This is a genomic window from Enterobacter sp. MG-EB028 (assembly GCF_056673305.1).
Map to the genome: position 1 here is coordinate 1,582,644 of NZ_CP195079.1, position 22,828 is coordinate 1,605,471.

The following is a 22,828-nucleotide window of genomic DNA, read 5'->3' on the forward strand; positions in this document are numbered from 1 at the left end:
GTCCGGCTGTAAATCGCCGAAGCGTTTCCGTAAGGCCGGGGCGAGGCGCACGGATGCGCCGAGAGGGCGTGGCCTGCAGGGATGCAGGCTCATGCCCGACCCGATAGCCTGAAGGAATAAGCTGAGGGTACCGCGAAGCGGCGATTTACCGCCGGGAGCCCGGGTCGCCAGGGCGGTGGCGATTGAGCCGCCCTGGCACGTTCACCGGTCATGTCCTTACAGAGTAGCAAGAAACATAAAGTGAACGGAATGACCACCGGAGCCGTATGTTTCCCCTCACCCTAACCCTCTCCCTAAAGGGGCGAGGGGATTACTCACTGCTCGCATTAATTTGTGGGGATCCCTCAGCCCTGTGGGAGAGGGTCAGAGTGAGGGCACCAGACCGCACGCGGTCAATTAAACGGCGCCTCCCCATCCAGCGCCTTATCAATCACGTCTAAAACGCCTTCATCGTTATTGTGCGGCGCTTCAAAACGCGCCGCCGCTTTAATATGCGGTCTGGCATTCGCCATCGCAAAGCTGAACCCGGACTGGCGCAGCATCTCCACGTCGTTGCCGCTGTCGCCGAAGGCAACCACTTCGCTATCGTCTATACCCCAGCGCTTTTGCAGGATCCGCAGACCGTTGGCTTTATGCACGCCGGGGATAATCAGGTCAATGCTGCCGTGACCGGTGGTGACGGGCACCATAATGTCGCTCAGCTTTTCATGCAGCAGCGCCTGAATGCGCGGAATTTCATCATCGGAAACGTTGAGCCCGAACTTGAAGAAGATGTCGTTCAGGTTGTCGAAATCCTGCACCCTTTCGAGGCGGTGATAATATTTTGACGCGATATCAATGAAGGCATCGTCATAGGCCTTAAGGGTGTAGGCGCTGCCTTTCCCGCAGGCGATAATCTCAATGCCGGGAACATCGTTCAACACGGTGGCTACGGTGCTGAAATGCGCTTTTGTCAGCTCGCCGTTGAATACATCTTCCCCGGCATCGACCACCCAGCCGCCGTTTTCGGCGACGAACGCAATTTCATGCGCGATCTCCGGGAAAAAGGAGATCAGCTGGTAGTACTGGTTACCGCTGGCGACCACGAAGCGAATGCCTTGTGCCTTCATGCGCGCATACTGCGCCAGAAAGCGCGGGCGGTTATAGGTCTTGGCATCACTCAGGAATGTGCCATCCATGTCGACGGCGATCAGTTTAACGCTCATATCCCTTCTCCAGTGTCGTTTGATTCGTTTCCGGCTTTGCCACCGCGCGCGCCACCAGCGCCGCGATGATGACCAACCCTAATACCACCAGCATGGCGCTGCGCAGCCCGTAGTGCTCGCCGAGGAAGCCGAGCAGCGGTGGCCCGACCAGGAAGGCAAGATAGCCCGTGGTCGCCACCACGCTGACGCGCGTCGGGGCATCCGGGCCGGTATCGCTGGCGGCTGAAATGGTCAGCGGGAAGCCGAGCGACGCGCCCAGACCCCAGAGGATCACCGAGACCCCGGCAATCCAGTCCACGTCCACAAAGACGATCATCGCAATACCCAGGCCGCCCAGCAGGGCGCTGGCGCGCACCACCGCCACGCGGCTGTAGCGGTCGATAAACCAGCCGCCGGTGAAGCGCCCGACGGTCATCCCCAGCGTAAACCCGGCGTAAATCAGCGAACCGGAGGTCGGGCTAAAGCCGTGACCGTCCACCATCAGCAGCGGCAGCCAGTCGTTGGCGGAACCTTCCGCGAAGGCCATCGCCAGCACCACCACGCCGATGAGCATCAGCTGGAAATCGCGGTAGAAGGGCAGCCCTTTTTCCGCCGAATGCTGTTCTTCAGCGGAATTCTTGCCGGTGCCGTTCGGGATCGCCCGGATGCCGGTCAGGATCGGAATGATGCACACCAGCGCCGCCAGCAGAATATGCAGATTCGCGCTCACGCCGGTGGCCGTCAGCGCCATCCCCACACCCGCACCGGCGAGGGTGCCGAGGCTGTAAAAGCCGTGCATCATCGGCAGCACGGTTTTATTCATCTCGCGCTCGACCGCAGCCCCTTCAACGTTGATGGCAACCTCAGCCGAACCGAAGCTGCCGCCAAATACCGTCAGCCCCAGGGCAAACAGCACCGGCGAGGCAAACCACAGCGCCACGCTTAATATCACCATCCCGAACACCGCGAAGCACATGGTGGTGCGGATCACCGCCCGCGTACCGAAGCGCTTAACCAGCCAGGCAGAGCAGAGAATGCCGCTCATGGAGCCTATCGACAGGCCGAACAGGACGATGCCCATCTCAGCGGTAGAAACGGACAAAATATCGCGAATGGCGGGGGTGCGCGTGGCCCAGGAGGCCATCAGCAGGCCGGGAATGAAGAAGAACATAAACAGCGCCCACATGCGGAGCTGCAGGGCTTTACGGGGAGAGGTCAGCGTCATTGGGGAGCACCAGAAGTACAACGATAGCGACAACACTAGCAAGTTTGTGTACATTTGTACATAAACCACGTGAGGAATTTATGAGCAGACCACCGAACGATCCGCATCGCCGGGAGAAGATCCTGCAGGCCACGCTCGATACCATTGCCGAGCACGGGATTCACGCCGTCACGCACCGTAAAATCGCCACCTGCGCGGGCGTGCCGCTGGGGTCGATGACCTACTATTTCGACGGTATGGAGCCGCTGCTGGAGGAGGCCTTCACGTGGTTTACCCGACAGATGTCGCAGCAGTACCGGGATTTCTTCGCGGGCGTCACCGGGCCGGAAATGGCGTGCGAATCCATCACCACGCTGATCCACAGCTCGCAGGTGACCACGCCGCACAACATGGCGCTGATGTATCAGCTCTACGCCTTTATGCACCGCAGCGCGGCGCTCAAAACGGTGATGCAGGATTGGATGAAGATGAGCCAGACCACGCTGGAGCAGTGGTTCGACCCGGTTACCACCCGCGCGCTGGACGCGTTTATCGAAGGGATGACGCTGCACTATGTCACTGACCGGGCGCCGTTAACCCGCGAAGAGATCCGGGCGATGGTGGGGAGAATTGCGGGCGAGGGGAACCTTTAGGCATCACTCGCCCTGCCAGTTTTACCTGGGTTCGATTTTGTTCCCGCTGGCGTCCACGACGGCTTCGCCATCCTCTTTCGTAAACGCCCCTTTCTGCGCCTCCGGCAGAATGTCGAGCACGACTTCAGACGGGCGGCACAGGCGGGTGCCAAGCGGCGTCACCACGATTGGACGGTTAATCAGGATCGGGTATTGCAGCATAAAATCGATAAGCTGGTCGTCGGTGAAGGTATCTTCGGCAAGGCCGAGCTGTTCATACGGCTCCACGTTTTTACGCAGCAGATCCCGTACCGAAATGCCCATATCGGCAATCAGAGTGGTCAGCTTCTCGCGCGACGGCGGGGTTTCCAGATAGAGGATAATCTCCGGCTCCGCGCCGCTGTTGCGGATCATCTCCAGCGTATTGCGCGACGTGCCGCAGGCGGGGTTGTGATAAATGGTGATGTGGCTCATATCAGTGGCTCATTACAGTGTGAAGGACAGACGTAGCGCCAGCGCGGCGAGCGTCACAAACAGGACCGGCAGCGTCATGATGATGCCCGTCCGGAAATAGTAGCCCCAGGTAATCGTCATGTTTTTCTGCGCCAGCACGTGGAGCCAGAGCAGGGTGGCGAGGCTACCGATAGGCGTGATTTTTGGCCCCAGATCGCAACCAATCACGTTGGCGTAAATCATCGCGTCCTTGATCAATCCCGTCGCCGTACTGCCCTCAATGGAGAGCGCGCCAATCAGCACTGTGGGCATATTGTTCATTATGGATGACAGAAACGCGGTGATGAACCCGGTTCCCAGCGTGGTGGCCCACAGTCCGTGTCCGGCCAGGCTATTCAGTACACCTGTGAGAGAGTCCGTCAGCCCGGCATTGCGCAGGCCATACACCACCAGATACATCCCCAGCGAGAAGATAACAATTTGCCACGGTGCGCCGCGCAGCACTTTTCCGGTGTTTATCGCATGTCCGCGTTTTGCGACAGCGAATAAAATCAGCGCGCCGACGGTCGCGATGGCGCTGACCGGAATGCCGAGAGGTTCAAGCACAAAGAAGCCGACGAGCAGAAGCAGCAGCACGATCCAGCCCGTTCTGAACGTCGGGAGATCGTGAATGGCCCGCGCGGGCTCCTGAAGTTTCGCCAGGTCATATTTCGGGGGAATTTCCTTGCGGAAGAAGAGATGCAGCATCACCAGCGTTGCGGCAATCGCGGCGATATCTACCGGGATCATCACCGAGGCGTATTCGCTGAACCCCAGCTTAAAGAAGTCTGCCGACACGATGTTGACCAGGTTGGAGACAATCAGCGGCAGGCTGGCGGTATCGGCGATAAAACCTGCCGCCATCACAAACGCCAGCGTGGCCTGCTTGCTGAACCCCAGCGCCAGCAGCATGGCGATAACGATAGGCGTGAGGATCAGCGCCGCACCGTCATTGGCAAACAGCGCCGCCACGGCCGCACCCAGCAGTACGATATAAGTAAACAGCAATCGACCGCGACCGTTTCCCCAGCGGGCAACGTGCAGCGCCGCCCATTCGAAAAAGCCAGACTCATCCAGCAGCAGGCTGATGATGATGACGGCGATAAACGTTGCCGTGGCGTTCCAGACGATATTCCACACCACAGGTATATCGTTAATGTGGATCACGCCGCTTGCCAGCGCCAGCACAGCGCCAATGGTCGCGCTCCAGCCGATACTGAGCCCCTTTGGCTGCCAGATGACCAGCACCAGCGTAAACAGAAAAATAGCCCCTGCCAGAAACATCTTTTACTCCGTTATATCTGCTTTTATGAATGTATTGTTATCAGCACGAGCCCGGAAGCCGGTTTTTAAGCTTCATGCGCGTCTCTTCCCGCAGGCAGTTCCAGCTGTTGTCGATAACGGTTGCCGCCCATGCAGGCATGTTGGGAGAGAGACGGTAATGGACCCATTTGCCCTCGCGACGGTCGATAACCAGCCCGGACTCGCGCAGCAGGGCCATGTGGCGGGAGACTTTAGGCTGCGACTCGTTGGTCGCGGTGCAGAGATCGCAGACGCACAGTTCGCCGGCTTCACGGAGCAGCATGACGATGGCGAGCCGCGTTTCGTCGGAGAGGGTTTTGAAGAGCTGGAGGGGATGGAGCATGCGGATTCCTGCTAGCGGATTAACTCATATGTGTTTAATCATATATGTTTTGATGGTAAGAGAGAAGGTTAGATTAGAGGAAGGGGAATTTCAGGCAACAAAAAACCCATCAACCTTGAACCAAAACGGCGGGGTTGATGGGCTCCACAAATTGGGGACATCAAAGAAAAGCAGTGGCACTAGTTATGACTGCCCCCTGCAAAAAAAGTTCTGCGCGTAACAAAAATTTTTTCATTACGCGCAAACTTAGGAGTTATCCGAGTCCCGGCCAGATGATGATAATCAGCGTACCCGCCAGCGTCAGCAGCACGTTAGCGATAGCGTAGGTGCCTGCATACCCCAGCGCCGGGATGTTGCTGCGCGCGGTATCGCTGATGATTTCCATAGCAGGCGCACAGGTACGCGCCCCCATCATCGCCCCGAAGAGCAGGGCGCGGTTCATGCGCAGCACGTAGGCGCCGAACAGGAAGCAGATCACCACCGGCACCAGGCTGACGATAAGGCCGGAAACCAGCATCTGCCAGCCGACGGCGCCCAGGCTGTGGCCGATACCGCTGCCCGCGCTTAAGCCGACGCCTGCCATAAACACCATCAGACCGAACTCTTTCACCATGTTCAGCGCGCCCTGCGGGATGTAGCCGAAGGTCGGGTGGTTGGCTCGCAGGAAGCCCAGCATGATCCCGGCGAACAGCAGCCCGGCGGCGTTACCGATGCCGAAGCTAAAGTTGCTGAACTGGAAGGTGATCATCCCGATCATCAGGCCAACGATAAAGAAGGCGCAGAAGGCCAGCAGGTCGGTGACCTGGCTGTGAATGGAGATAAAACCGATGCGGTCGGCAACGGTTTTTACGCGTCGCGCGTCGCCGCTGACCTGCAGAACGTCGCCTTTGTTGAGCACGACGTTATCGTCGATGGGCATCTCAATCTGACTGCGGATCACGCGGTTGAGGAAGCAGCCGTGGTCGGTCAGCTTCAGCTGCGCCAGACGGCGGCCCACGGCGTTGTGGTTTTTCACCACGATCTCTTCGGTGACGATGCGCATATCGAGCAGGTCGCGGTCGAACACCTCTTTGCCGTTACGGAAGCTCGGGTCGAGACGGGCATGGGCGTCCGGGTAACCCACCAGCGCGATGTCGTCGCCCATCTGCAGCACCGCGTCGCCGTCCGGGTTCGCCAGAATGCCGTTGCGGCGGATACGTTCGATGTAGCAGCCCGTCTGGCGGTAAATCCCCAGTTCGCGAAGATTTTTGCCGTCAGCCCACGCCACCAGCTCCGGCCCGACGCGGTAGGCGCGGATCACCGGAAGATAGACTTTACGTTTGGAATCGGTATCCAGGCCGCGCTCGCGGGCGATTTGCTGGGCGCTGGTCTGCAGATCCTGGTGCTGCAGTTTTGGCAGGTAGCGTGCGCCAACGATCAGGCTCACCAGACCAATCAGATAGGTCAGGGCGTAGCCGAGGCTCAAGTGGTCGAGGGCGGTAGAGAGCTGCGCGCCCGCCATGCCGGAATGGCGCAGGGTATCACCGGCACCCACGAGCACGGGGGTGGAGGTCATGGAGCCTGCCAGCATACCGGCCGTAAGCCCGATATCCCAGCCAAACAGTTTGCCCAGCCCTAACGCGATCAGCAGCGCGCTGCCGACCATCACCAGCGCCAGCATCAGATAATTTTTGCCGTCGCGGAAGAAAATTGAAAAAAAGTTAGGTCCCGCTTCTACGCCAACGCAAAAAATAAACAGCATAAAACCTAAGTTGAGCGCGTCCGTGTTAATGCTGAAGTGCTGCTGGCCTAATAATAAGGAGACGACTAAAACGCCAATGGAATTACCGAGTTGAACCGAACCCAGGCGCAATTTACCCAGGCAAAGACCCAGCGCCAGTACCACAAATAATAACAGGATGTAATTCCCATTTAACAAGTCTGCGACGTTTATATTCACGGAGGCTAACTTCTTGTTTACCAGTAAGTTGTTGAATGAAAGGACTTTTTGGGCTACTGTTTTCTGGGTCAGGGAAAGGCGTTAACGCTCCCTGTTTCCTGCTTTATTCCCTAAAACATTAGCTGGCGTGTAGTTTAATCGTATTAGCTACTGACAGCTACTGATTATCGCATCACCCTGTGCGTACTTTGGCATGGATTGCCGCACTGCTTTATCTGACTGGGCGTCTACCCGACGAATGTGTATTTGATAGAGATAAGTCAGGAGGATAGTTTGAATATGAAACGAAACTGGGCGGGGGTGATCAGCTGTTTTTTGCTGTTCACGGTCGTGTGCATGTCGCTCGCATTTAATGTGAAGGGCGCGTTCAGGGCGTCCGGGCATCCTGAGCTGGGGTTGCTCTTCTTCACGCTGCCGGGGGCTGCCGCCAGTTTTCTCTCCCGCAAAGGGGAGGTGATGAAACCGCTTCTCGGTGCCATACTCGCAGCGCCGCTGTGTCTGCTGATGATGCGCCTGCTGTATATTTCAACGCGGAGTTTCTGGCAGGAGCTGGCGTGGCTGCTGAGCGCGGTGTTCTGGTGCGCTCTTGGCGCGCTCTGCTACCTGTTTGTGCGCAGTCTGGTTCAGCACCGACGGCACCACAAATAAAAACGCCCTCACGGTGAGGGCGCCTTTTCATTACTGAGCGGCAAACAGGCCCAGATGTTCTTTGGCGTAGGCTTCAAAGTCGGTGCAACCGCCGATGTGTTTCTGATCGAGGAAGATCTGCGGTACGGTTTCAACCGGCTTACCGACGGTTTTTTCCAGATCGGCTTTGGTGATGCCTTCCGCGTGGATGTCCACATAACGGAAGTTGAAGTCATCGCGCTCTTCGGTCAGTTTCTCAGCCAGCTCTTTCGCGCGAACACAGTAAGGGCACCCTGGACGACCAAAAATTACTGCAAACATTTCTCTCTCCTCAAAAAACAAGCCTGACGGCGAATAGCACGTATAGTGCCCGATAACCTGTCGTCATTAAAGAAGGTTTCGCCTGTCGTTATAATATCTATGAGCTATGTTTCGCCAATTACACCGCGCATATCATTGCCTATACTGGCTGCCATACGTATTAAGCACGACAAAGAGAGACAAGATGACGCCAACCATAGACCTGCTCCTTTCCCACCGTTCCATTCGCCACTTCACCAATGAGCCGATTACCGAGGCGCAGCGCGAAGCGATTATTAACAGCGCAAGAGCGACCTCCAGCTCCAGCTTCCTGCAGTGCAGCTCGATTATCCGCATTACCGACCCGGCCATGCGTGAACAGCTTGTCACGCTGACCGGCGGGCAGAAGCATGTGGCCCAGGCGGCAGAGTTCTGGGTGTTCTGCGCCGACTTTAACCGCCACCTGCAGATCTGCCCTGAGGCCGAGCTGGGGCTGGCCGAACAGCTGCTGCTGGGCGTGGTGGATACCGCGCTGATGGCGCAAAACGCCTTTACGGCGGCGGAGTCGCTGGGATTAGGCGGTGTTTATATTGGCGGGCTGCGTAACAACATTCAAAGCGTGACCGATCTGCTGAAACTGCCAAAACACGTGCTGCCGCTGTTTGGCCTGTGCCTCGGCTGGCCTGCGGATAACCCGGATCTGAAGCCGCGCATTCCTGCCGCGATGCTGGTGCACGAGAACCACTACCAGCCGGTCGATCAGAACGTCCTGAATCAATATGATGAAGAGCTGGCCAACTATTACATGACGCGCGGCAGCAATAACCGTCGCGACACCTGGACTGACCATATTCGTCGCACCATCATCAAAGAAAACCGCCCGTTTATTCTTGATTACCTCCACAAACAGGGGTGGGCGACGCGATAGTCCATTCCTCCTGCGCCTGCCTGCGTATATGATATGCAGGCTTTTTCCATGTCTTCAGAGAGGTGCAGGGTGAAAATTGCCATATTGTCCCGGGATGGAACGCTCTATTCATGTAAGCGCCTGCGAGAAGCGGCGGCGAAACGCGGGCATCAGGTTGAGATCCTCGACCCGATGTCCTGCTATATGAACATCGACCCGGCCGCCTCGTCGATTCACTACAAAGGCCGCAAGCTGCCGCATTTTGATGCGGTGATCCCCCGCATCGGCTCCCAGATCACCTATTACGGCACCGCCGCGCTGCGCCAGTTCGAGATGCTGGGCAGCTATCCGCTCAACGAGTCCGTCGCTATTTCCCGCGCCCGCGACAAGCTGCGCTCGCTGCAGCTGCTCGCCCGTCAGGGAATCGATCTTCCCGTCACCGGGATTGCCCATTCCCCGGACGACACCAGCGATCTTATCGATATGGTGGGCGGCGCGCCTTTGGTGATCAAGCTGGTGGAAGGCACACAGGGCATTGGCGTGGTGCTGGCGGAGACCCGTCAGGCGGCGGAGAGCGTAATTGACGCCTTTCGCGGTCTGAATGCGCATATTCTGGTGCAGGAGTACATCGAAGAGGCGAAAGGGCGCGATATTCGCTGCTTTGTGGTAGGTAACGAGGTCGTAGCGGCTATCGAGCGTCAGGCCAAAGAGGGCGATTTCCGCTCTAACCTCCACCGCGGCGGCGTGGCGCGGGTGGCTGATATCAGCGACCGCGAGCGGGAAATTGCCGTCAAAGCCGCGCAAACCCTCGGGCTGGACGTGGCAGGCGTGGACCTTCTGCGGGCGACGCGCGGGCCGCTGGTCATGGAGGTGAATGCCTCGCCGGGGCTGGAAGGCGTGGAAAAAACCACAGGGGTCGATATTGCAGGTAAAATGATCGCATGGATCGAACGTCATGCGACGCCGGGCTACTGTCTTAAAACGGGCGGTTAAATGGATTACCGCGCGCTTTTTGAGTACCCTATGCGAAGTTTTTATTAAAGAGGCTGCACAGCGATGGATTTACAGGTCGTTCCTACACTGGATACGTTACGTCAATGGCTTGATGATGCCGGGATCACGTTCTTTGAATGCGATTCCTGCCAGGCGCTGCATCTGCCTCACATGCAGAATTTCGATGGCATTTTCGATGCCAAAATCGATCTGATTAACGACGTGATCCTATTTTCCGCGCTGGCCGAAGTGAAGCCGTCCGCGCTGCTGGCGCTGGCCTCCGATCTCTCGGCGATCAACGCCAGTTCTTTGACGGTGAAAGCATTTCTCGATATACAGGATGATAATCTGCCGAAACTGGTGGTTTGCCAGTCTTTATTCTCCGGTGCCGGGCTGTCGTTCAAGCAGTTCGCCTGGTTTATGCGCTTGAGTGAAGAGCAAATTTCCATGGTAATGATGGAAGCCAATGCACACCATCTGCTGTATAGCGCGGAAGATGATGCAGAGAATAATGATGCATCTCCCAATTTTCTTCACTAAGCCTGTCTGACTTTTGCGCAGTCGCTGCCAGAGCGGCTGCATAAGGCCATTTTTTCTGCTGCTTTTAACCTTTCTTTAAAGAATATTTCACCTCCTCAAAGGCCATTTCGGCTTATCACGTAGACTTAACCTGCATAAAAAATTGATAAAAGGCGTTTTTTCGTCTGGGCTATAGCCGGAGACACGGGCTACAGTTATTCTTGCGATGCTTAAAAAAGCGAGCGGAAGCTGCCGGGTAAAGAGGTTTCTTTTTATTTTGAGCAGAGCGACAAACTATGCATGATTTTTGCATATATCCAGATTGCACAGTTTTAGTTCGTTTGTTAACGAGCTTTCAGAAGGAATAACACTATGATCGCCTTGAATAAAAAATGGTTATCGGGTCTGGTTGCGGGTGCTCTGATGGCCGTCTCTGCCGGCACGCTCGCTGCGGAACAAAAAACGCTGCACGTTTACAACTGGTCTGACTATATTGCGCCGGACACGGTGGCAAATTTTGAAAAAGAGACCGGCATTAAGGTGGTTTACGACGTTTTCGATTCCAACGAAGTGCTGGAAGGAAAGCTGATGGCGGGCAGCACCGGGTTTGACCTGGTCGTGCCTTCCGCGAGCTTCCTGGAGCGTCAGCTGACGGCGGGCGTGTTCCAGCCGCTGGATAAAAGCAAATTATCGAACTGGAAAAACCTCGATCCGGAAGTGCTGAAGCTGGTCGCCAAGCATGACCCGGATAACAAATACGCCATGCCTTACCTGTGGGCGACCACCGGTATCGGCTACAACGTGGATAAAGTCAAAGCCGCGCTGGGCCCGGACGTCAAGCTGGACAGCTGGGACGTGGTGCTGAAGCCGGAAAACCTTGAGAAGCTGAAAAGCTGCGGCGTCTCCTTCCTCGATGCGCCGGAAGAGATTTTCGCCACCGTGCTGAACTACCTGGGCAAAGACCCAAACAGCAACAAGGCCAATGACTACACCGGTCCGGCGACCGAACTGCTGCTCAAGCTGCGTCCAAACATTCGTTACTTCCATTCGTCTCAGTACATCAACGACCTGGCGAACGGCGACATCTGCGTCGCGATCGGCTGGGCAGGGGACGTGTGGCAGGCGGCTAACCGCGCGAAAGAGGCGAAAAACGGCGTGAACGTGTCTTATTTCATTCCGAAAGAGGGTGCCCTTGCCTTCTTCGACGTCTTCGCGATGCCGGCTGATGCGAAAAACAAAGACGAAGCGTATCAGTTCCTTAACTACCTGATGCGTCCTGAGGTGATCGCCCACATCAGCGACCACGTGTACTACGCGAACGGTAACAAGGCCTCCGTGCCGCTGGTAAGCGAAGCGATCCGCAGTAACCCGGCAATCTATCCGCCGGCGGACGTGTTCGCCAAGCTGTTTACCCTGAAGGTTCAGGATCCAAAAATTGACCGCGTCCGTACCCGTGCGTGGACTAAGGTGAAAAGCGGTAAATAATTTACCGTGAGTCGTAGGCCGGGCAAGCGCACCGCCCCCGGCAACGGGCGCACCGTTCTGGTGCGTCTGCACCATGATTTGATTTATGCCGGAGAGCACCCCGTGAATGACGCGATCCCCCGCCCGCAGGCGAAAGTCCGTAAAGCGCTGACCCCGCTTCTTGAAATTCGTAACCTCACCAAATCTTTTGATGGCCAGCATGCCGTGGACGACGTCAGCCTGACTATCTATAAAGGCGAAATATTCGCGCTACTGGGCGCCTCGGGCTGCGGTAAATCGACCCTGCTGCGTATGCTGGCCGGTTTTGAACAGCCCACCGCCGGGCAGATTATGCTCGATGGCGTGGATCTCTCCAGCGTGCCGCCGTACCAGCGTCCGATTAACATGATGTTCCAGTCCTACGCGCTGTTTCCGCACATGACGGTGGAGCAAAACATCGCCTTTGGCCTGAAGCAGGACAAGCTGCCGAAAGCCGAAATCACCGCGCGCGTGGCAGAAATGCTAAGCCTCGTTCACATGCAGGAGTTCGCGAAGCGTAAGCCGCACCAGCTTTCCGGCGGCCAGCGTCAGCGCGTGGCCCTGGCGAGAAGCCTGGCGAAACGCCCGAAGCTGCTGCTGCTCGACGAGCCGATGGGGGCCCTGGACAAAAAGCTGCGCGACCGCATGCAACTGGAAGTGGTGGATATCCTCGAGCGCGTGGGCGTGACCTGCGTGATGGTCACCCATGACCAGGAAGAGGCCATGACCATGGCCGGACGCATTGCGATTATGAACCGCGGTAAGTTCGTGCAGATTGGCGAGCCGGAAGAGATTTACGAGCATCCGACCACCCGCTACAGCGCGGAGTTCATCGGCTCGGTCAACGTCTTCGAAGGGCTGCTGAAGGATCGTCAGGAGGATGGTCTGGTCATCGAATCGCCGGGGCTGCAGCATCCGCTTAAGGTCGATCCTGACAGCTCGGTAGTGGACAACGTGCCGGTCTACGTGGCGCTGCGCCCGGAGAAGATCATGCTCTGTGACGATCCGCCTGCCGACGGTTACAACTTTGCCGTCGGCGAAGTGGTGCACATTGCCTATCTGGGCGATCTGTCCATCTACCACGTGCGCCTGAAAAGCGGACAGATGCTCAGCGCCCAGCTGCAGAACGAACATCGCTACCGGAAGGGCCAGCCGACCTGGGGCGACGAAGTGCGCCTGTGCTGGGACGCGGACAGCTGCGTTGTGCTGACGGTATAAGGAGCGATCATGAGCACACTTGAACCTCCAGCCCGTGCAGCCAAACCGGGCGGCTTTGCCCACTGGCTGACGCGCCTTAAGATGAACCACGGCCGCAAGCTGGTGATCGCCATGCCGTACGTGTGGCTGATCCTGCTGTTCCTGCTGCCGTTCCTGATCGTGTTTAAGATCAGCCTGGCGGAGATGGCCCGGGCGATCCCGCCGTATACCGATCTGTGGGAGTGGGCCGACGGACAGCTGACGCTGACCTTGAACCTGGGTAACTTCCTGCAGCTCACCGAGGATCCGCTCTATTTCGAAGCGTATCTGCAGTCGCTGCAGGTGGCGGCGATCTCGACGCTCTGCTGTCTGGCGATGGGCTACCCGCTGGCGTGGGCGGTGGCGCACAGCAAGCCATCGACGCGCAATATCCTGCTGCTGCTGGTGATCCTGCCGTCGTGGACCTCGTTCCTGATCCGCGTTTACGCGTGGATGGGGATCCTGAAAAACAACGGCGTGCTGAATAACTTCCTGATGTGGCTCGGGGTTATCGATCAGCCGCTGACGATCCTGCACACTAACCTTGCGGTCTATATCGGCATTGTGTACGCCTATCTGCCGTTTATGGTGCTGCCGATCTATACGGCCCTGACGCGGATTGATTACTCGCTGGTGGAAGCGTCGCTTGACCTCGGCGCGCGTCCGCTGAAGACCTTCTTCAGCGTGATCGTCCCGCTGACCAAGGGCGGCATTATCGCCGGGTCGATGCTGGTCTTTATTCCGGCGGTTGGGGAGTTTGTGATCCCGGAACTGCTCGGGGGGCCGGACAGCATCATGATTGGCCGCGTCCTGTGGCAGGAATTCTTCAATAACCGCGACTGGCCGGTGGCATCGGCGGTGGCGATTATCATGCTTCTGCTGCTGATCGTCCCGATCATGTGGTTCCACAAGCATCAGCAGAAACAGATGGGAGATCGCGGATGAACAACCTACCGGTAGTACGCTCCCCGTGGCGAATTCTGATCCTCATTATCGGCTTTACCTTCCTGTATGCGCCGATGCTGATGCTGGTGATCTACTCGTTCAACAGCTCTAAGCTGGTGACGGTCTGGGCGGGCTGGTCGACGCGCTGGTACAGCGAGCTGTTTCACGACGACGCGATGATGAGCGCGGTGGGGCTGAGCCTGACCATTGCTGCCCTGGCGGCCACGATGGCCTGCGTTCTGGGCACCATCGCCGCGCTGGTGATGGTGCGCTTCGGGCGTTTTCGCGGGTCGAACGGGTTTGCCTTTATGATCACCGCCCCGCTGGTGATGCCGGACGTGATAACCGGCCTGTCGCTGCTGCTGCTGTTCGTGGCGCTGGCGCACGCCATCGGCTGGCCGGCGGATCGCGGTATGCTCACCATCTGGCTGGCGCACGTGACTTTCTGTACCGCGTATGTCGCGGTGGTGATCTCTTCGCGCCTGCGCGAGCTGGATCGCTCCATCGAAGAGGCGGCGATGGATCTCGGCGCCACGCCGCTGAAGGTCTTCTTCATCATCACGCTGCCGATGATCATGCCGGCGGTGATCTCCGGCTGGCTGCTGGCGTTCACGCTGTCGCTGGACGATCTGGTTATCGCCAGCTTTGTCTCCGGCCCGGGCGCGACGACGCTGCCGATGCTGGTTTTCTCCAGCGTGCGCATGGGAGTCAACCCGGAGATCAACGCCCTGGCCTCTATCATCCTCGGCGTGGTCGGAATTGTCGGATTTATCGCCTGGTATTTGATGGCGCGCGCGGAAAAACAGCGCGTGCGCGATATCCAGCGTGCAAGACGCGGCTGAAGCATTTAAAATTTCCAGTGATGTGCCGCGCATGACGCGGCACTGTTTTTCAGGGAAGTAAAACATTGGGATTATTAAAAAAATCACGTCTTACGCACGCCCGTCCTAACGTTCCTGCGCTGGTGCAGGTGGCGGCGCTCGCCATTATTATGATCCGCTGCCTGGACGTGCTGATGATTCTGAATACCCTGGGCGTGCGCGGCATCGGGGAATTCATTCACCGCAGCGTGCAGACGTGGAACCTGACGCTGGTCTTTTTGAGCAGCCTGGTGCTGGTGTTTATCGAGATCTACTGCGCGTTTTCGCTGGTTAAAGGGCGCAACTGGGCGCGCTGGGTCTATCTGCTCACGCAAATTACCGCCGCCAGCTATCTGTGGGCCGCCTCGCTGGGCTATGGCTACCCGGAGCTGTTCAGCATTGCCGGTGGCTCAAAGCGCGAGATTTTCCATGCGCTGGTCCTGCAGAAGCTGCCGGATATGCTGGTGCTCTGCCTGCTTTATATTCCTGCCTCCAGTCGGCGGTTCTTCCGTCTGCAATAATGTGTATAATCGCAGCCCTCGTTTTCCTTAAGGTTTTCATATGCAGTGCGCACTCTATGACGCCGGACGCTGTCGCTCCTGTCAGTGGATAGAACAGCCGGTCTCTCAACAACTCACCGCCAAAATGGCCGACCTGCAACAGCTGCTGGCAGAACGCGCGGTGGGCGAGTGGTGCGCACCCGTCAGCGGCCCTGAGCAGGGTTTTCGCAACAAAGCCAAAATGGTGGTCAGCGGCAGCGTTGAAAAACCATTGCTGGGGATGCTGCACCGCGACGGCACGCCGCAAGACTTAACCCACTGCCCGCTGTATCCCGCCTCGTTTGAGCCGGTTTTTGCCGCACTGAAGCCGTTTATCGCTCGCGCGGGGTTAACGCCTTATAACGTCGCCCGCAGGCGCGGCGAGCTGAAGTACCTTCTCCTGACCGAAAGCCAGAAAGACGGCGGGATGATGCTGCGCTTCGTGCTGCGTTCGGAAGCCAAGCTGGAGCAGCTGCGCGCGGCGCTGCCTTGGCTGCAGGAACAGCTTCCCCAGTTAAAGGTGATTACCGCAAATATTCAGCCGGTGCATATGGCAATCATGGAAGGGGAGAAAGAGATTTTCTTCACCGACCAGCACGCGCTGGCGGAGAGCTTCAACGGCGTGCCGCTGTGGATCCGCCCGCAAAGCTTCTTCCAGACCAACCCGACCGTGGCAAGCAGCCTGTACGCCACCGCCCGCGACTGGGTGCGCGCGTTAAACATCAAGCATATGTGGGATCTGTTTTGCGGCGTGGGCGGTTTTGGTCTGCACTGCGCCACGCCTGAGATGCAGCTCACCGGAATTGAGATCTCTGCCGAGGCGATTGCCTGCGCGAAACAGTCCGCCGCTGAACTGGGGTTAACCAATCTGCACTTCCAGGCGCTGGACTCCACGCAGTTTGCCACCGGTCAGGGCAACGTGCCGGAGCTTGTGCTGGTCAATCCGCCGCGCCGTGGCATTGGAAATGCGCTGTGCGACTACCTGAGCCAGATGGCGCCCGATTTTATCGTCTACTCCAGCTGCAACGCGCAGACCATGGCGAAAGACATCGCCAGCCTGCCGGGCTACCGCATTGAGCGGGTACAGCTTTTTGATATGTTCCCGCACACCGCGCATTATGAAGTGCTGACGTTGCTCGTGAAATCTTAAACAAAATGTGAACTCTGCCGGCCCACAAAATCAGGTAAGCTTACGTCATAAGAGATGAATAAAGGCTTACCCATGAAGCAGATCCTGCTGGTGGAAGATGACCACGATATCGCGGCGCTTCTGCGACTCAATTTAGAAGACGAAGGCTACGCCATTACCCACGAGCCCGACGGGGGCAACGCCCTGCAGCGCCTTGAAAAACAGCCGTGGGATGCGGTGATCCTCGACCTGATGCTGCCCAACGTTGACGGCCTGGAAATTTGCCGCCGCATCCGTCAGATGACCCGCTACCTGCCGGTGATCATCATCAGCGCCCGCAGCAGCGAAACCGACCGCATCACCGGGCTGGAAACCGGCGCCGATGACTACCTCGCCAAACCCTTTTCGGTGCAGGAGCTGATCGCCCGCATCAAAGCGCTGTTCCGCCGCCAGCAGGCGATGGGGCAGGCGCAGGCTGACGGGCAAATTCAGGCCCACGGCCTGACGATCGATCCGCTGGCGCGCAGCGTGCTGCTTCACGGCCAGGCGGTGGATCTCACCCCGCGCGAATTCGAACTGCTGTACTTCTTCGCCCGCCATCCCGGCGAGGTGTTTTCCCGTCTGGCGCTGCTGGAGCAGGTGTGGGGCTATCAGCACGAAGGCTATGAGCACACCGTCAACACCCATATCAACCGCCTGCGCATCAAGATTGAGAAGGACGCCGCCGAGCCGGAGATTATTCGCACCGTCTGGGGCAAGGGCTATAAATTTGCGGAGCCAAACCATCATGCGCCGCTTTAGCCTGAGCCAGCGCCTGACACTGCTGTTTGTCCTGCTGATGATGCTCTGCGCCACCGTCGCCTGCGCGGTACAGCTCTACAGCAGTATGCAGTACGGCAATGCGATGGTGCAGCGGTTGTCGGGCGGCCTGGCGCAGCAGATCGTCCAGCGGGAACCGATTCTGGACGGGCAGGGCAGGGTCGACCGCAGCGCGCTGAAACCGCTGTTTGACCGGCTGATGACCTTTAATCCGAGCGTTGAGCTGTACGTCGTCTCCCCGGATGGTGATATTCTGGCCGACGCCGCACCGCCGGGCCATATTCAGCGGCAAAAAATCGACCTGGCACCGGTTCAGACCTTCCTGGGCGGTACCGCCATACCGGTACTGGGCGACGATCCGCGCAGTCAAAATAAAAAAGTGTTCAGCGCCACGCCGCTGCGACAGGATGGCGAGCTTAAGGGCTACCTGTACATTATTTTGCAGGGCGAGGAGTCGAACGCGCTGGCGGAAATGGCCTGGCATAAGGCGCTCTGGAGCACGGTACTCTGGTCATTGCTGTGGGTCGCGTTGTTTGGCCTGCTGGCGGGACTGCTGGTCTGGTACTGGGTGACGCGTCCGGTTAAGCGCCTGACGGAAGAGGTCACCGGCCTGGAGCAGGACAGCATTGGCGCAATCAGGTTGCTGGCAGCGCAGCCGCCGGACGCCGCGGCCAATGACGAAGTGGCCCTCCTGCGCAACAGTTTTATCGAGCTGGCGCGGAAAATCACCCGCCAGTGGGACCAGCTGGCCGACAGCGATCGCCAGCGCAGGGAGTTTATTGCCAATATTTCGCACGATCTCCGCACGCCGCTCACCTCGCTGCTGGGCTATCTGGAAACCCTGTCGCTCAAATCCGCCACCCTGACGCCGCAGGAGCACCAGCAGTATCTCGCCACCGCGCTGCGTCAGGGACAAAAGGTACGTCATCTTTCGCAGCAGCTGTTCGAGCTGGCGCGCCTTGAGCACGGCGGCATTAAGCCGCAGCGCGAGCGTTTCGCTATGGGAGAGCTGATTTCCGATGTGGCGCAGAAGTTTGAGCTCACCGCCCGCACGCGCGAGGTCAATCTGCATATTGACGTGCCTGGGCCCCTGCCGCTGGTCAATGCCGATGTGTCGATGATCGAGCGCGTGGTGACCAACCTTCTGGATAACGCGATGCGCCATACGCCCACCGGCGGGGAAATTCGTCTGGCGGTCTGGCAGGAGAATGAACAGCTTCAGGTCGAAGTAGCCGACACCGGAACGGGGGTGGATGCCTCGCTGCGCGACGATCTGTTCCAGCGGCCGTCGGCGCTGAATACCCAGGCAGCGCGGGAGAACCGCGGTGGGTTAGGGCTGTTAATCGTTAAGCGTATGCTGGAGCTGCATGGCGGCGGGATCAGGCTGATGGAGTCGGTGAGCGGGGCGCGGTTCAGGTTCTTTGTACCGCTGTGAGAGAGTGCCGGGTAAGGCGAAGCCGCCACCCGGCAAAAGAGATTACTGCGGGAACCACTGGTCGCTGATTTTCTGATACGTGCCGTCCGCTTTAATTGCCTTCAGCGCGCCGTTCAGTTTTTCCAGCAGGGCCTTGTTATCCGGACGTACCGCGATGCCGAGGCCCGTGCCGAAGTACTGCGGGTCGGTGACTTTCTCGGTCGCCGTACCCAGCTGCGGATTGGTTTTCAGCCATTCGTTCACCACGGCGGTGTCGCCGAATACGCCATCAATACGGCCGTTTTTCAGGTCGATAATCGCGTTCTGGTAGCTGTCATAGGCCACGGTCTTCACTTCAGGATGCTTGTCCTGCAGGTATTTCTGGTGCGTGGTGCCGTTTTCCATCCCGATGCGTTTGCCTTTCAGCTCGTCGAAGGACTTGTACGCCCCTTTCTTCGCAATCACTACCGCCGAGTTGGCGTAGTACGGGTCGGTAAATGCCACCTGCTTGCTGCGCTCCGGCGTGATGTCCATCCCGGAGATCACCGCATCGTATTTTTTGAATTTCAGCGACGGGATCAGGCTGTCAAATGCGTGGTTGGTAAAGGTGCAGTTGGCCTGCATCTGCTTGCACAGCGCTTTCGCCAGGTCGATATCGAAACCGACGATCTGGTTGCTGGCATCCAGCGATTCAAACGGCGGATAAGTCGCCGAAACGCCAAAATTGATTTTATCAGCAGCGGATGCGCCAGCGGCGAAGGTTGCCAGTAGTGCGGCCAGAACTAACTTTTTCATTGTAATGCTCCCGTCTGTCTTATTTATGCGCCGTGTCTGCGGCATGGATGTACAATGCCATTTAATGAATTTATATGCAATAAAAATGATTAAATATTATTTTCATGACAAAAAAAAGCGGATAACCCATCAGGTTACCCGCTCTGTGAATATCGTTTTATGCACTCGCGTGGTTAATTTCTGCGCTCAAATGCTAACGCTTTACGCTCAATCAGGCGCATCATCAGCGTCAGCAGGCCGTTTACCACCAGATAGACCACGCCGGCTGCGCCGAACACCATCACGTCATAGGTGCGCCCGTACAGCAGCTGCCCGTGACCCATAACTTCCATCAGGGTGATGGTGTAGGCCAGAGAGGTACTCTTGAACACCAGCACCACTTCGTTGGAGTAGGAGGAGAGTGCGCGCTTAAAGGCGTACGGCAGCAGGATTGCCAGCGTGTCTTTCTTGCTCATGCCCAGCGCCCCGCAGGACTGCCATTGTCCTTCCGGGATGGCGCGGATCGCACCAAAGAACAGCTGCGTGGTATAGGCCGCACTGTTCAACGAAAGGGCAATCAGGGCGCACAGCCACGGCTCAGAGAGCAGGTGCCAGATAACCGGATACTCCTGCAGCGACGGGAACTGGCCCGGGCCGTAGTAAATCAGGAAGATCTGCACCAGCAGCGGCGTACCGGTAAACAGGGTGATATAGCCGCGCACGATCCACACCAGCACCGGCGTTTTCAGCGTCAGGACGATGGTGAAGATAAGGGCCAGGATCAGCGCCACGATAATGGACGCCACGGTCAGCGTCAGGCTGGTGTGCAGCCCTTTCATCAGCTCGGGGAAATATTCAAGCATCAGCCTGGTCTCCGTTCAAAGCGCGTCGCACGCAGGTCAATACGCTTGAGGATGTACTGACTGAGCAACGTGATCACCAGGTAGATAGCCGCCGCCACGATGTACCACGTAAAAGGCTCCTGGGTACGGGTGGCGATGCTTTTGGTTTGCAGCATTAAATCGTTAACGCTGATCAGGCTCACCAGCGCGGTATCTTTCAGCAATACCAGCCACTGGTTACCCAGCCCCGGCAGGGCGTGACGCCACATCTGCGGCATCACCAGACGGAAGAAGATGGCTGATTTCGACAGGCCTAACGCCTGACCGGACTCCCACTGCCCCTGCGGTACGGCCTTCAGCGCACCGCGCAGGGTTTGCGACGCGTACGCGGAGTAGAGCAGGGAGAGGGCAATCACGCCGCACAGGAACGGGCTGACGTCGAAGTTTTCAATCTGCATCTGCACCGGGATCTGCGTAAAGCCAAGATTGAGGGTGAAGCCGTCCGACAGCGTGAGCAGCAGCTGCGAGGAGCCGAAATAGATGAACAGGACCACCAGAATTTCCGGTAGCCCACGCAGCACGGTGACCAGCGCGGAGCCTGTCCAGGCGACGGGGAACCATTTCGCGGATTCCCACACCGCAAAGAACATCGCCAGCACGAGGCCGATAATCAGTGCGCAAACGGCAAGGCCGACGGTCATCCCGGCGGCGCTTGCTAAAGGAAATATTTCATTCATCAGGAATTACTTCTGGAACCATTTTTTGTAGATGGTTTCGTAGGTGCCGTCTTTCTTCACTTTTTCCAGCGCAGCGTTGAATTTCTGCTGCAGCTCGGTGTTGCCCTGACGAACGGCAATCCCCAGACCGGTACCGAAATAATCCTTATCGGTCACTTTGTCGCCCACTGGCGCCAGTTTGTCGTTGGCTTTCAGCCACTCGGTCACGACAGCGGTATCACCAAATACACCGTCGATACGGCCATTTTGCAGATCCAGCTTCGCGTTCTGGTAGCTGTCATACGGAACGGTGGTGATTTCCGGGTGTTTATCCATGATGAATTTCTGGTGCGTGGTGCCGTTCTGCACGCCCACTTTTTTGCCTTTTAGCTGATCGACAGAGGTGAATTTACCTTTCTGACCAATAAACAGGGCGGAGTTGTCGTAGTAAGGGGTGGTGAACAGCACCTGCTTTTCACGCTCCGGGGTGATGTCCATACCGGCCATGACGGCGTCAATACGGCGGAACTTCAGGCTTGGGATCAGGCTGTCGAACGCCTGGTTGCTGAAGGTACAGGTTGCATCGATCTCTTTACACAGGGCGTTTGCCAGGTCTACGTCGAAGCCAACAATTTTGTTGTTCGCATCAATGGACTCAAACGGAGGGTAAGAGGCTTCCGTGGCGAAACGAATGGTCTGGGCTGCGGTAGCGGAAAGGGTAACGCCAGCAAGCAGCACGGCAAGTAATACTTTTTTCATTATATTTCCCCTGACACAATCAATGAGATAAATAGTTTTTGAAGGCATCGGTTTGCGGGTTCGCGAAGCAGCTCGCGTCACCTTGCTCAACGATGTACCCGTTTTCCATGTAGACCACACGGCTGGCGGTTTTACGCGCCACTTCCACTTCGTGGGTAACGATGACCTGCGTGATATTGGTTTCCGCCAGCTCGCGAATAATGCTCACGATCTGGGCTGTGATTTCCGGGTCCAGCGCCGCGGTCGGTTCATCAAACAGCAGTACCGCAGGCTCCATCATCAGCGCGCGGGCAATGGCTACGCGCTGCTGCTGACCCCCGGAGAGGTGCAGAGGATAGCGGTCGCTGTAGGGCTTAAGGCGCAGACGCTCCAGCAGCTTTTCGGCACGCGCGATGGCCTGCTCCTTGCTTAACCCCAGCACGCGGCACGGGGCTTCAATCAGGTTTTGCAGGACGGTCAGATGCGGCCAGAGATTGTATTGCTGGAAGACCATGCCGACGTTTTGACGCAGCTCGCGAATCGCTTTATCTGACGGGGTTTTCGCGAAATCAAAATGGTTACCGGCGATAGCCAGCGTACCGGAACGGGGCATTTCAAGCAGATTAAGGACGCGCAGAAGGGAGCTTTTGCCTGCACCGCTTGGGCCAAGTAAAACCAGCGTTTCGCCTTCCGGGCAGTTCAGCGTGATGTCAAACAGCGCCTGGTGTGCGCCGTAGAAGCAGTTAATGCCGTTTAGTTTAATACTCATCGGGGCAGTCTTTACTCATCCAGGCAATCTATAGCAATTGAGGCCGCAGATAGTACCGTTGACAGAATAGTTATGCAATATTTCTGCGTTAAAAGTTAAATA

The 22,828-nt window shown here is 57.5% G+C and carries 25 protein-coding genes; 13 read left to right on the top strand and 12 right to left on the bottom strand.

The features are described from left to right. Nucleotides 1-392: 392 nt before the first annotated feature. Together ACR42C_RS07470 and ACR42C_RS07475 are read right to left on the bottom strand one after the other, a co-directional pair. Nucleotides 393-1,205, bottom strand: a complete 813-nt coding sequence (locus ACR42C_RS07470; protein WP_479984947.1) for a Cof-type HAD-IIB family hydrolase — start codon at nucleotides 1,203-1,205, stop codon at nucleotides 393-395. Next, nucleotides 1,195-2,409: an MFS transporter gene (locus ACR42C_RS07475; RefSeq protein ID WP_116341074.1), complete on the bottom strand. Its 1,215-nt coding sequence runs from the start codon at nucleotides 2,407-2,409 to the stop codon at nucleotides 1,195-1,197. Before ACR42C_RS07475 ends, ACR42C_RS07470 begins: the two co-directional genes overlap by 11 nt. 80 nt (nucleotides 2,410-2,489) lie before the next feature. Between ACR42C_RS07475 and ACR42C_RS07480 the strand changes: the two genes are divergently transcribed. Then, nucleotides 2,490-3,041 carry a TetR/AcrR family transcriptional regulator gene (locus tag ACR42C_RS07480; RefSeq protein ID WP_126786583.1) on the top strand — a complete coding sequence of 184 codons (552 nt, stop codon included), beginning with the start codon at nucleotides 2,490-2,492 and terminating at the stop codon, nucleotides 3,039-3,041. A gap of 21 nt (nucleotides 3,042-3,062) precedes the next feature. On the opposite strand, the gene arsC is transcribed toward ACR42C_RS07480, so the two are convergent. From arsC to ACR42C_RS07500, 4 genes are all read right to left on the bottom strand, one after another. Continuing rightward, nucleotides 3,063-3,494 carry a glutaredoxin-dependent arsenate reductase gene (gene arsC / locus ACR42C_RS07485; protein ID WP_116341070.1) on the bottom strand — a complete coding sequence of 144 codons (432 nt, stop codon included), beginning with the start codon at nucleotides 3,492-3,494 and terminating at the stop codon, nucleotides 3,063-3,065. Between the two features lie 12 nt (nucleotides 3,495-3,506). Then, the gene (locus ACR42C_RS07490) at nucleotides 3,507-4,796 is read right to left on the bottom strand and encodes an arsenic transporter (protein ID WP_479984948.1); all 1,290 of its coding nucleotides are present in this window, start codon (nucleotides 4,794-4,796) and stop codon (nucleotides 3,507-3,509) included. Between the two features lie 40 nt (nucleotides 4,797-4,836). Continuing rightward, nucleotides 4,837-5,157 carry a metalloregulator ArsR/SmtB family transcription factor gene (locus tag ACR42C_RS07495; protein ID WP_320720613.1) on the bottom strand — a complete coding sequence of 107 codons (321 nt, stop codon included), beginning with the start codon at nucleotides 5,155-5,157 and terminating at the stop codon, nucleotides 4,837-4,839. Nucleotides 5,158-5,410: 253 nt separating this feature from the next. Continuing rightward, nucleotides 5,411-7,096, bottom strand: coding sequence for an aspartate:alanine antiporter (locus tag ACR42C_RS07500; RefSeq protein WP_014169303.1), 1,686 nt, complete (start codon nucleotides 7,094-7,096; stop codon nucleotides 5,411-5,413). 279 nt (nucleotides 7,097-7,375) lie between these two features. Between ACR42C_RS07500 and ACR42C_RS07505 the strand changes: the two genes are divergently transcribed. Next, nucleotides 7,376-7,744: an inner membrane protein YbjM gene (locus tag ACR42C_RS07505; RefSeq protein WP_479984949.1), complete on the top strand. Its 369-nt coding sequence runs from the start codon at nucleotides 7,376-7,378 to the stop codon at nucleotides 7,742-7,744. A 30-nt stretch (nucleotides 7,745-7,774) separates the two neighbouring features. Here ACR42C_RS07505 and ACR42C_RS07510 read toward each other — a convergent pair whose 3' ends face one another. Next, on the bottom strand, nucleotides 7,775-8,044 hold the full coding sequence (locus ACR42C_RS07510; RefSeq protein ID WP_006809455.1) for a GrxA family glutaredoxin: 270 nt from the start codon (nucleotides 8,042-8,044) through the stop codon (nucleotides 7,775-7,777). A gap of 184 nt (nucleotides 8,045-8,228) precedes the next feature. Here ACR42C_RS07510 and nfsA point away from each other — a divergent pair, with 184 nt between their 5' ends. From nfsA to ACR42C_RS07565, 11 genes are all read left to right on the top strand, one after another. After that, nucleotides 8,229-8,951 (top strand): nitroreductase NfsA, encoded by a 723-nt coding sequence (nfsA, locus tag ACR42C_RS07515; RefSeq protein WP_479984950.1) that lies wholly within the window; start codon nucleotides 8,229-8,231, stop codon nucleotides 8,949-8,951. 69 nt (nucleotides 8,952-9,020) lie between these two features. Next, nucleotides 9,021-9,923 carry a 30S ribosomal protein S6--L-glutamate ligase gene (gene rimK, locus ACR42C_RS07520; protein ID WP_029739445.1) on the top strand — a complete coding sequence of 301 codons (903 nt, stop codon included), beginning with the start codon at nucleotides 9,021-9,023 and terminating at the stop codon, nucleotides 9,921-9,923. Between the two features lie 63 nt (nucleotides 9,924-9,986). Then, a complete protein-coding gene (locus ACR42C_RS07525) occupies nucleotides 9,987-10,463 on the top strand; it encodes a YbjN domain-containing protein (protein ID WP_003858385.1) in 477 nt (158 codons plus the stop codon). A gap of 351 nt (nucleotides 10,464-10,814) precedes the next feature. Beyond that, complete coding sequence (potF, locus tag ACR42C_RS07530) at nucleotides 10,815-11,927, top strand: spermidine/putrescine ABC transporter substrate-binding protein PotF (protein WP_479984951.1); 1,113 nt, start codon at nucleotides 10,815-10,817, stop codon at nucleotides 11,925-11,927. A gap of 102 nt (nucleotides 11,928-12,029) precedes the next feature. Next, entirely contained in the window at nucleotides 12,030-13,163 is a 1,134-nt protein-coding gene (gene potG / locus ACR42C_RS07535; RefSeq protein WP_045630953.1) for a putrescine ABC transporter ATP-binding subunit PotG, read from the top strand. Between the two features lie 9 nt (nucleotides 13,164-13,172). Next, nucleotides 13,173-14,126 carry a putrescine ABC transporter permease PotH gene (potH, locus tag ACR42C_RS07540; protein WP_116341058.1) on the top strand — a complete coding sequence of 318 codons (954 nt, stop codon included), beginning with the start codon at nucleotides 13,173-13,175 and terminating at the stop codon, nucleotides 14,124-14,126. Continuing rightward, on the top strand, nucleotides 14,123-14,968 hold the full coding sequence (potI, locus tag ACR42C_RS07545) for a putrescine ABC transporter permease PotI (RefSeq protein ID WP_061098748.1): 846 nt from the start codon (nucleotides 14,123-14,125) through the stop codon (nucleotides 14,966-14,968). The genes potH and potI overlap by 4 nt, the downstream gene beginning before the upstream one ends. A 65-nt stretch (nucleotides 14,969-15,033) precedes the next feature. Next, complete coding sequence (locus ACR42C_RS07550; RefSeq protein WP_116341056.1) at nucleotides 15,034-15,507, top strand: YbjO family protein; 474 nt, start codon at nucleotides 15,034-15,036, stop codon at nucleotides 15,505-15,507. 40 nt (nucleotides 15,508-15,547) lie between these two features. After that, nucleotides 15,548-16,675, top strand: a complete 1,128-nt coding sequence (rlmC, locus tag ACR42C_RS07555) for a 23S rRNA (uracil(747)-C(5))-methyltransferase RlmC (protein WP_479984952.1) — start codon at nucleotides 15,548-15,550, stop codon at nucleotides 16,673-16,675. Nucleotides 16,676-16,747: 72 nt separating this feature from the next. Then, complete coding sequence (locus tag ACR42C_RS07560; RefSeq protein ID WP_116341052.1) at nucleotides 16,748-17,455, top strand: response regulator transcription factor; 708 nt, start codon at nucleotides 16,748-16,750, stop codon at nucleotides 17,453-17,455. Then, the gene (locus tag ACR42C_RS07565) at nucleotides 17,439-18,908 is read left to right on the top strand and encodes a sensor histidine kinase (protein WP_479985181.1); all 1,470 of its coding nucleotides are present in this window, start codon (nucleotides 17,439-17,441) and stop codon (nucleotides 18,906-18,908) included. The genes ACR42C_RS07560 and ACR42C_RS07565 overlap by 17 nt, the downstream gene beginning before the upstream one ends. 42 nt (nucleotides 18,909-18,950) lie before the next feature. Here ACR42C_RS07565 and artJ read toward each other — a convergent pair whose 3' ends face one another. From artJ to artP, 5 genes are all read right to left on the bottom strand, one after another. Further along, nucleotides 18,951-19,682, bottom strand: coding sequence for an arginine ABC transporter substrate-binding protein ArtJ (artJ, locus tag ACR42C_RS07570; protein ID WP_479984953.1), 732 nt, complete (start codon nucleotides 19,680-19,682; stop codon nucleotides 18,951-18,953). Between the two features lie 173 nt (nucleotides 19,683-19,855). After that, the gene (gene artM / locus ACR42C_RS07575) at nucleotides 19,856-20,524 is read right to left on the bottom strand and encodes an arginine ABC transporter permease ArtM (protein WP_163330820.1); all 669 of its coding nucleotides are present in this window, start codon (nucleotides 20,522-20,524) and stop codon (nucleotides 19,856-19,858) included. Beyond that, complete coding sequence (gene artQ / locus ACR42C_RS07580; protein ID WP_166710581.1) at nucleotides 20,524-21,240, bottom strand: arginine ABC transporter permease ArtQ; 717 nt, start codon at nucleotides 21,238-21,240, stop codon at nucleotides 20,524-20,526. The genes artM and artQ overlap by 1 nt, the downstream gene beginning before the upstream one ends. Before the next feature lie 6 nt (nucleotides 21,241-21,246). Continuing rightward, nucleotides 21,247-21,978: an arginine ABC transporter substrate-binding protein ArtI gene (artI, locus tag ACR42C_RS07585; protein WP_008500032.1), complete on the bottom strand. Its 732-nt coding sequence runs from the start codon at nucleotides 21,976-21,978 to the stop codon at nucleotides 21,247-21,249. Nucleotides 21,979-21,997: 19 nt separating this feature from the next. Beyond that, on the bottom strand, nucleotides 21,998-22,726 hold the full coding sequence (artP, locus tag ACR42C_RS07590) for an arginine ABC transporter ATP-binding protein ArtP (protein WP_116341046.1): 729 nt from the start codon (nucleotides 22,724-22,726) through the stop codon (nucleotides 21,998-22,000). Between the last annotated feature and the right edge of the window lie 102 nt (nucleotides 22,727-22,828).

Bases quoted from the DNA above. Each gene is read 5' to 3' on its own strand.
- ACR42C_RS07470 (WP_479984947.1), bottom strand. From the start codon at position 1,205: ATGAGCGTTAAACTGATCGCCGTCGACATGGATGGCACATTCCTGAGT.
- ACR42C_RS07475 (WP_116341074.1), bottom strand. From the start codon at position 2,409: ATGACGCTGACCTCTCCCCGTAAAGCCCTGCAGCTCCGCATGTGGGCG.
- ACR42C_RS07480 (WP_126786583.1), top strand. From the start codon at position 2,490: ATGAGCAGACCACCGAACGATCCGCATCGCCGGGAGAAGATCCTGCAG.
- arsC (WP_116341070.1), bottom strand. From the start codon at position 3,494: ATGAGCCACATCACCATTTATCACAACCCCGCCTGCGGCACGTCGCGC.
- ACR42C_RS07490 (WP_479984948.1), bottom strand. From the start codon at position 4,796: ATGTTTCTGGCAGGGGCTATTTTTCTGTTTACGCTGGTGCTGGTCATC.
- ACR42C_RS07495 (WP_320720613.1), bottom strand. From the start codon at position 5,157: ATGCTCCATCCCCTCCAGCTCTTCAAAACCCTCTCCGACGAAACGCGG.
- ACR42C_RS07505 (WP_479984949.1), top strand. From the start codon at position 7,376: ATGAAACGAAACTGGGCGGGGGTGATCAGCTGTTTTTTGCTGTTCACG.
- ACR42C_RS07510 (WP_006809455.1), bottom strand. From the start codon at position 8,044: ATGTTTGCAGTAATTTTTGGTCGTCCAGGGTGCCCTTACTGTGTTCGC.
- nfsA (WP_479984950.1), top strand. From the start codon at position 8,229: ATGACGCCAACCATAGACCTGCTCCTTTCCCACCGTTCCATTCGCCAC.
- ACR42C_RS07525 (WP_003858385.1), top strand. From the start codon at position 9,987: ATGGATTTACAGGTCGTTCCTACACTGGATACGTTACGTCAATGGCTT.
- potF (WP_479984951.1), top strand. From the start codon at position 10,815: ATGATCGCCTTGAATAAAAAATGGTTATCGGGTCTGGTTGCGGGTGCT.
- potH (WP_116341058.1), top strand. From the start codon at position 13,173: ATGAGCACACTTGAACCTCCAGCCCGTGCAGCCAAACCGGGCGGCTTT.
- potI (WP_061098748.1), top strand. From the start codon at position 14,123: ATGAACAACCTACCGGTAGTACGCTCCCCGTGGCGAATTCTGATCCTC.
- rlmC (WP_479984952.1), top strand. From the start codon at position 15,548: ATGCAGTGCGCACTCTATGACGCCGGACGCTGTCGCTCCTGTCAGTGG.
- ACR42C_RS07560 (WP_116341052.1), top strand. From the start codon at position 16,748: ATGAAGCAGATCCTGCTGGTGGAAGATGACCACGATATCGCGGCGCTT.
- artJ (WP_479984953.1), bottom strand. From the start codon at position 19,682: ATGAAAAAGTTAGTTCTGGCCGCACTACTGGCAACCTTCGCCGCTGGC.
- artM (WP_163330820.1), bottom strand. From the start codon at position 20,524: ATGCTTGAATATTTCCCCGAGCTGATGAAAGGGCTGCACACCAGCCTG.
- artQ (WP_166710581.1), bottom strand. From the start codon at position 21,240: ATGAATGAAATATTTCCTTTAGCAAGCGCCGCCGGGATGACCGTCGGC.
- artI (WP_008500032.1), bottom strand. From the start codon at position 21,978: ATGAAAAAAGTATTACTTGCCGTGCTGCTTGCTGGCGTTACCCTTTCC.
- artP (WP_116341046.1), bottom strand. From the start codon at position 22,726: ATGAGTATTAAACTAAACGGCATTAACTGCTTCTACGGCGCACACCAG.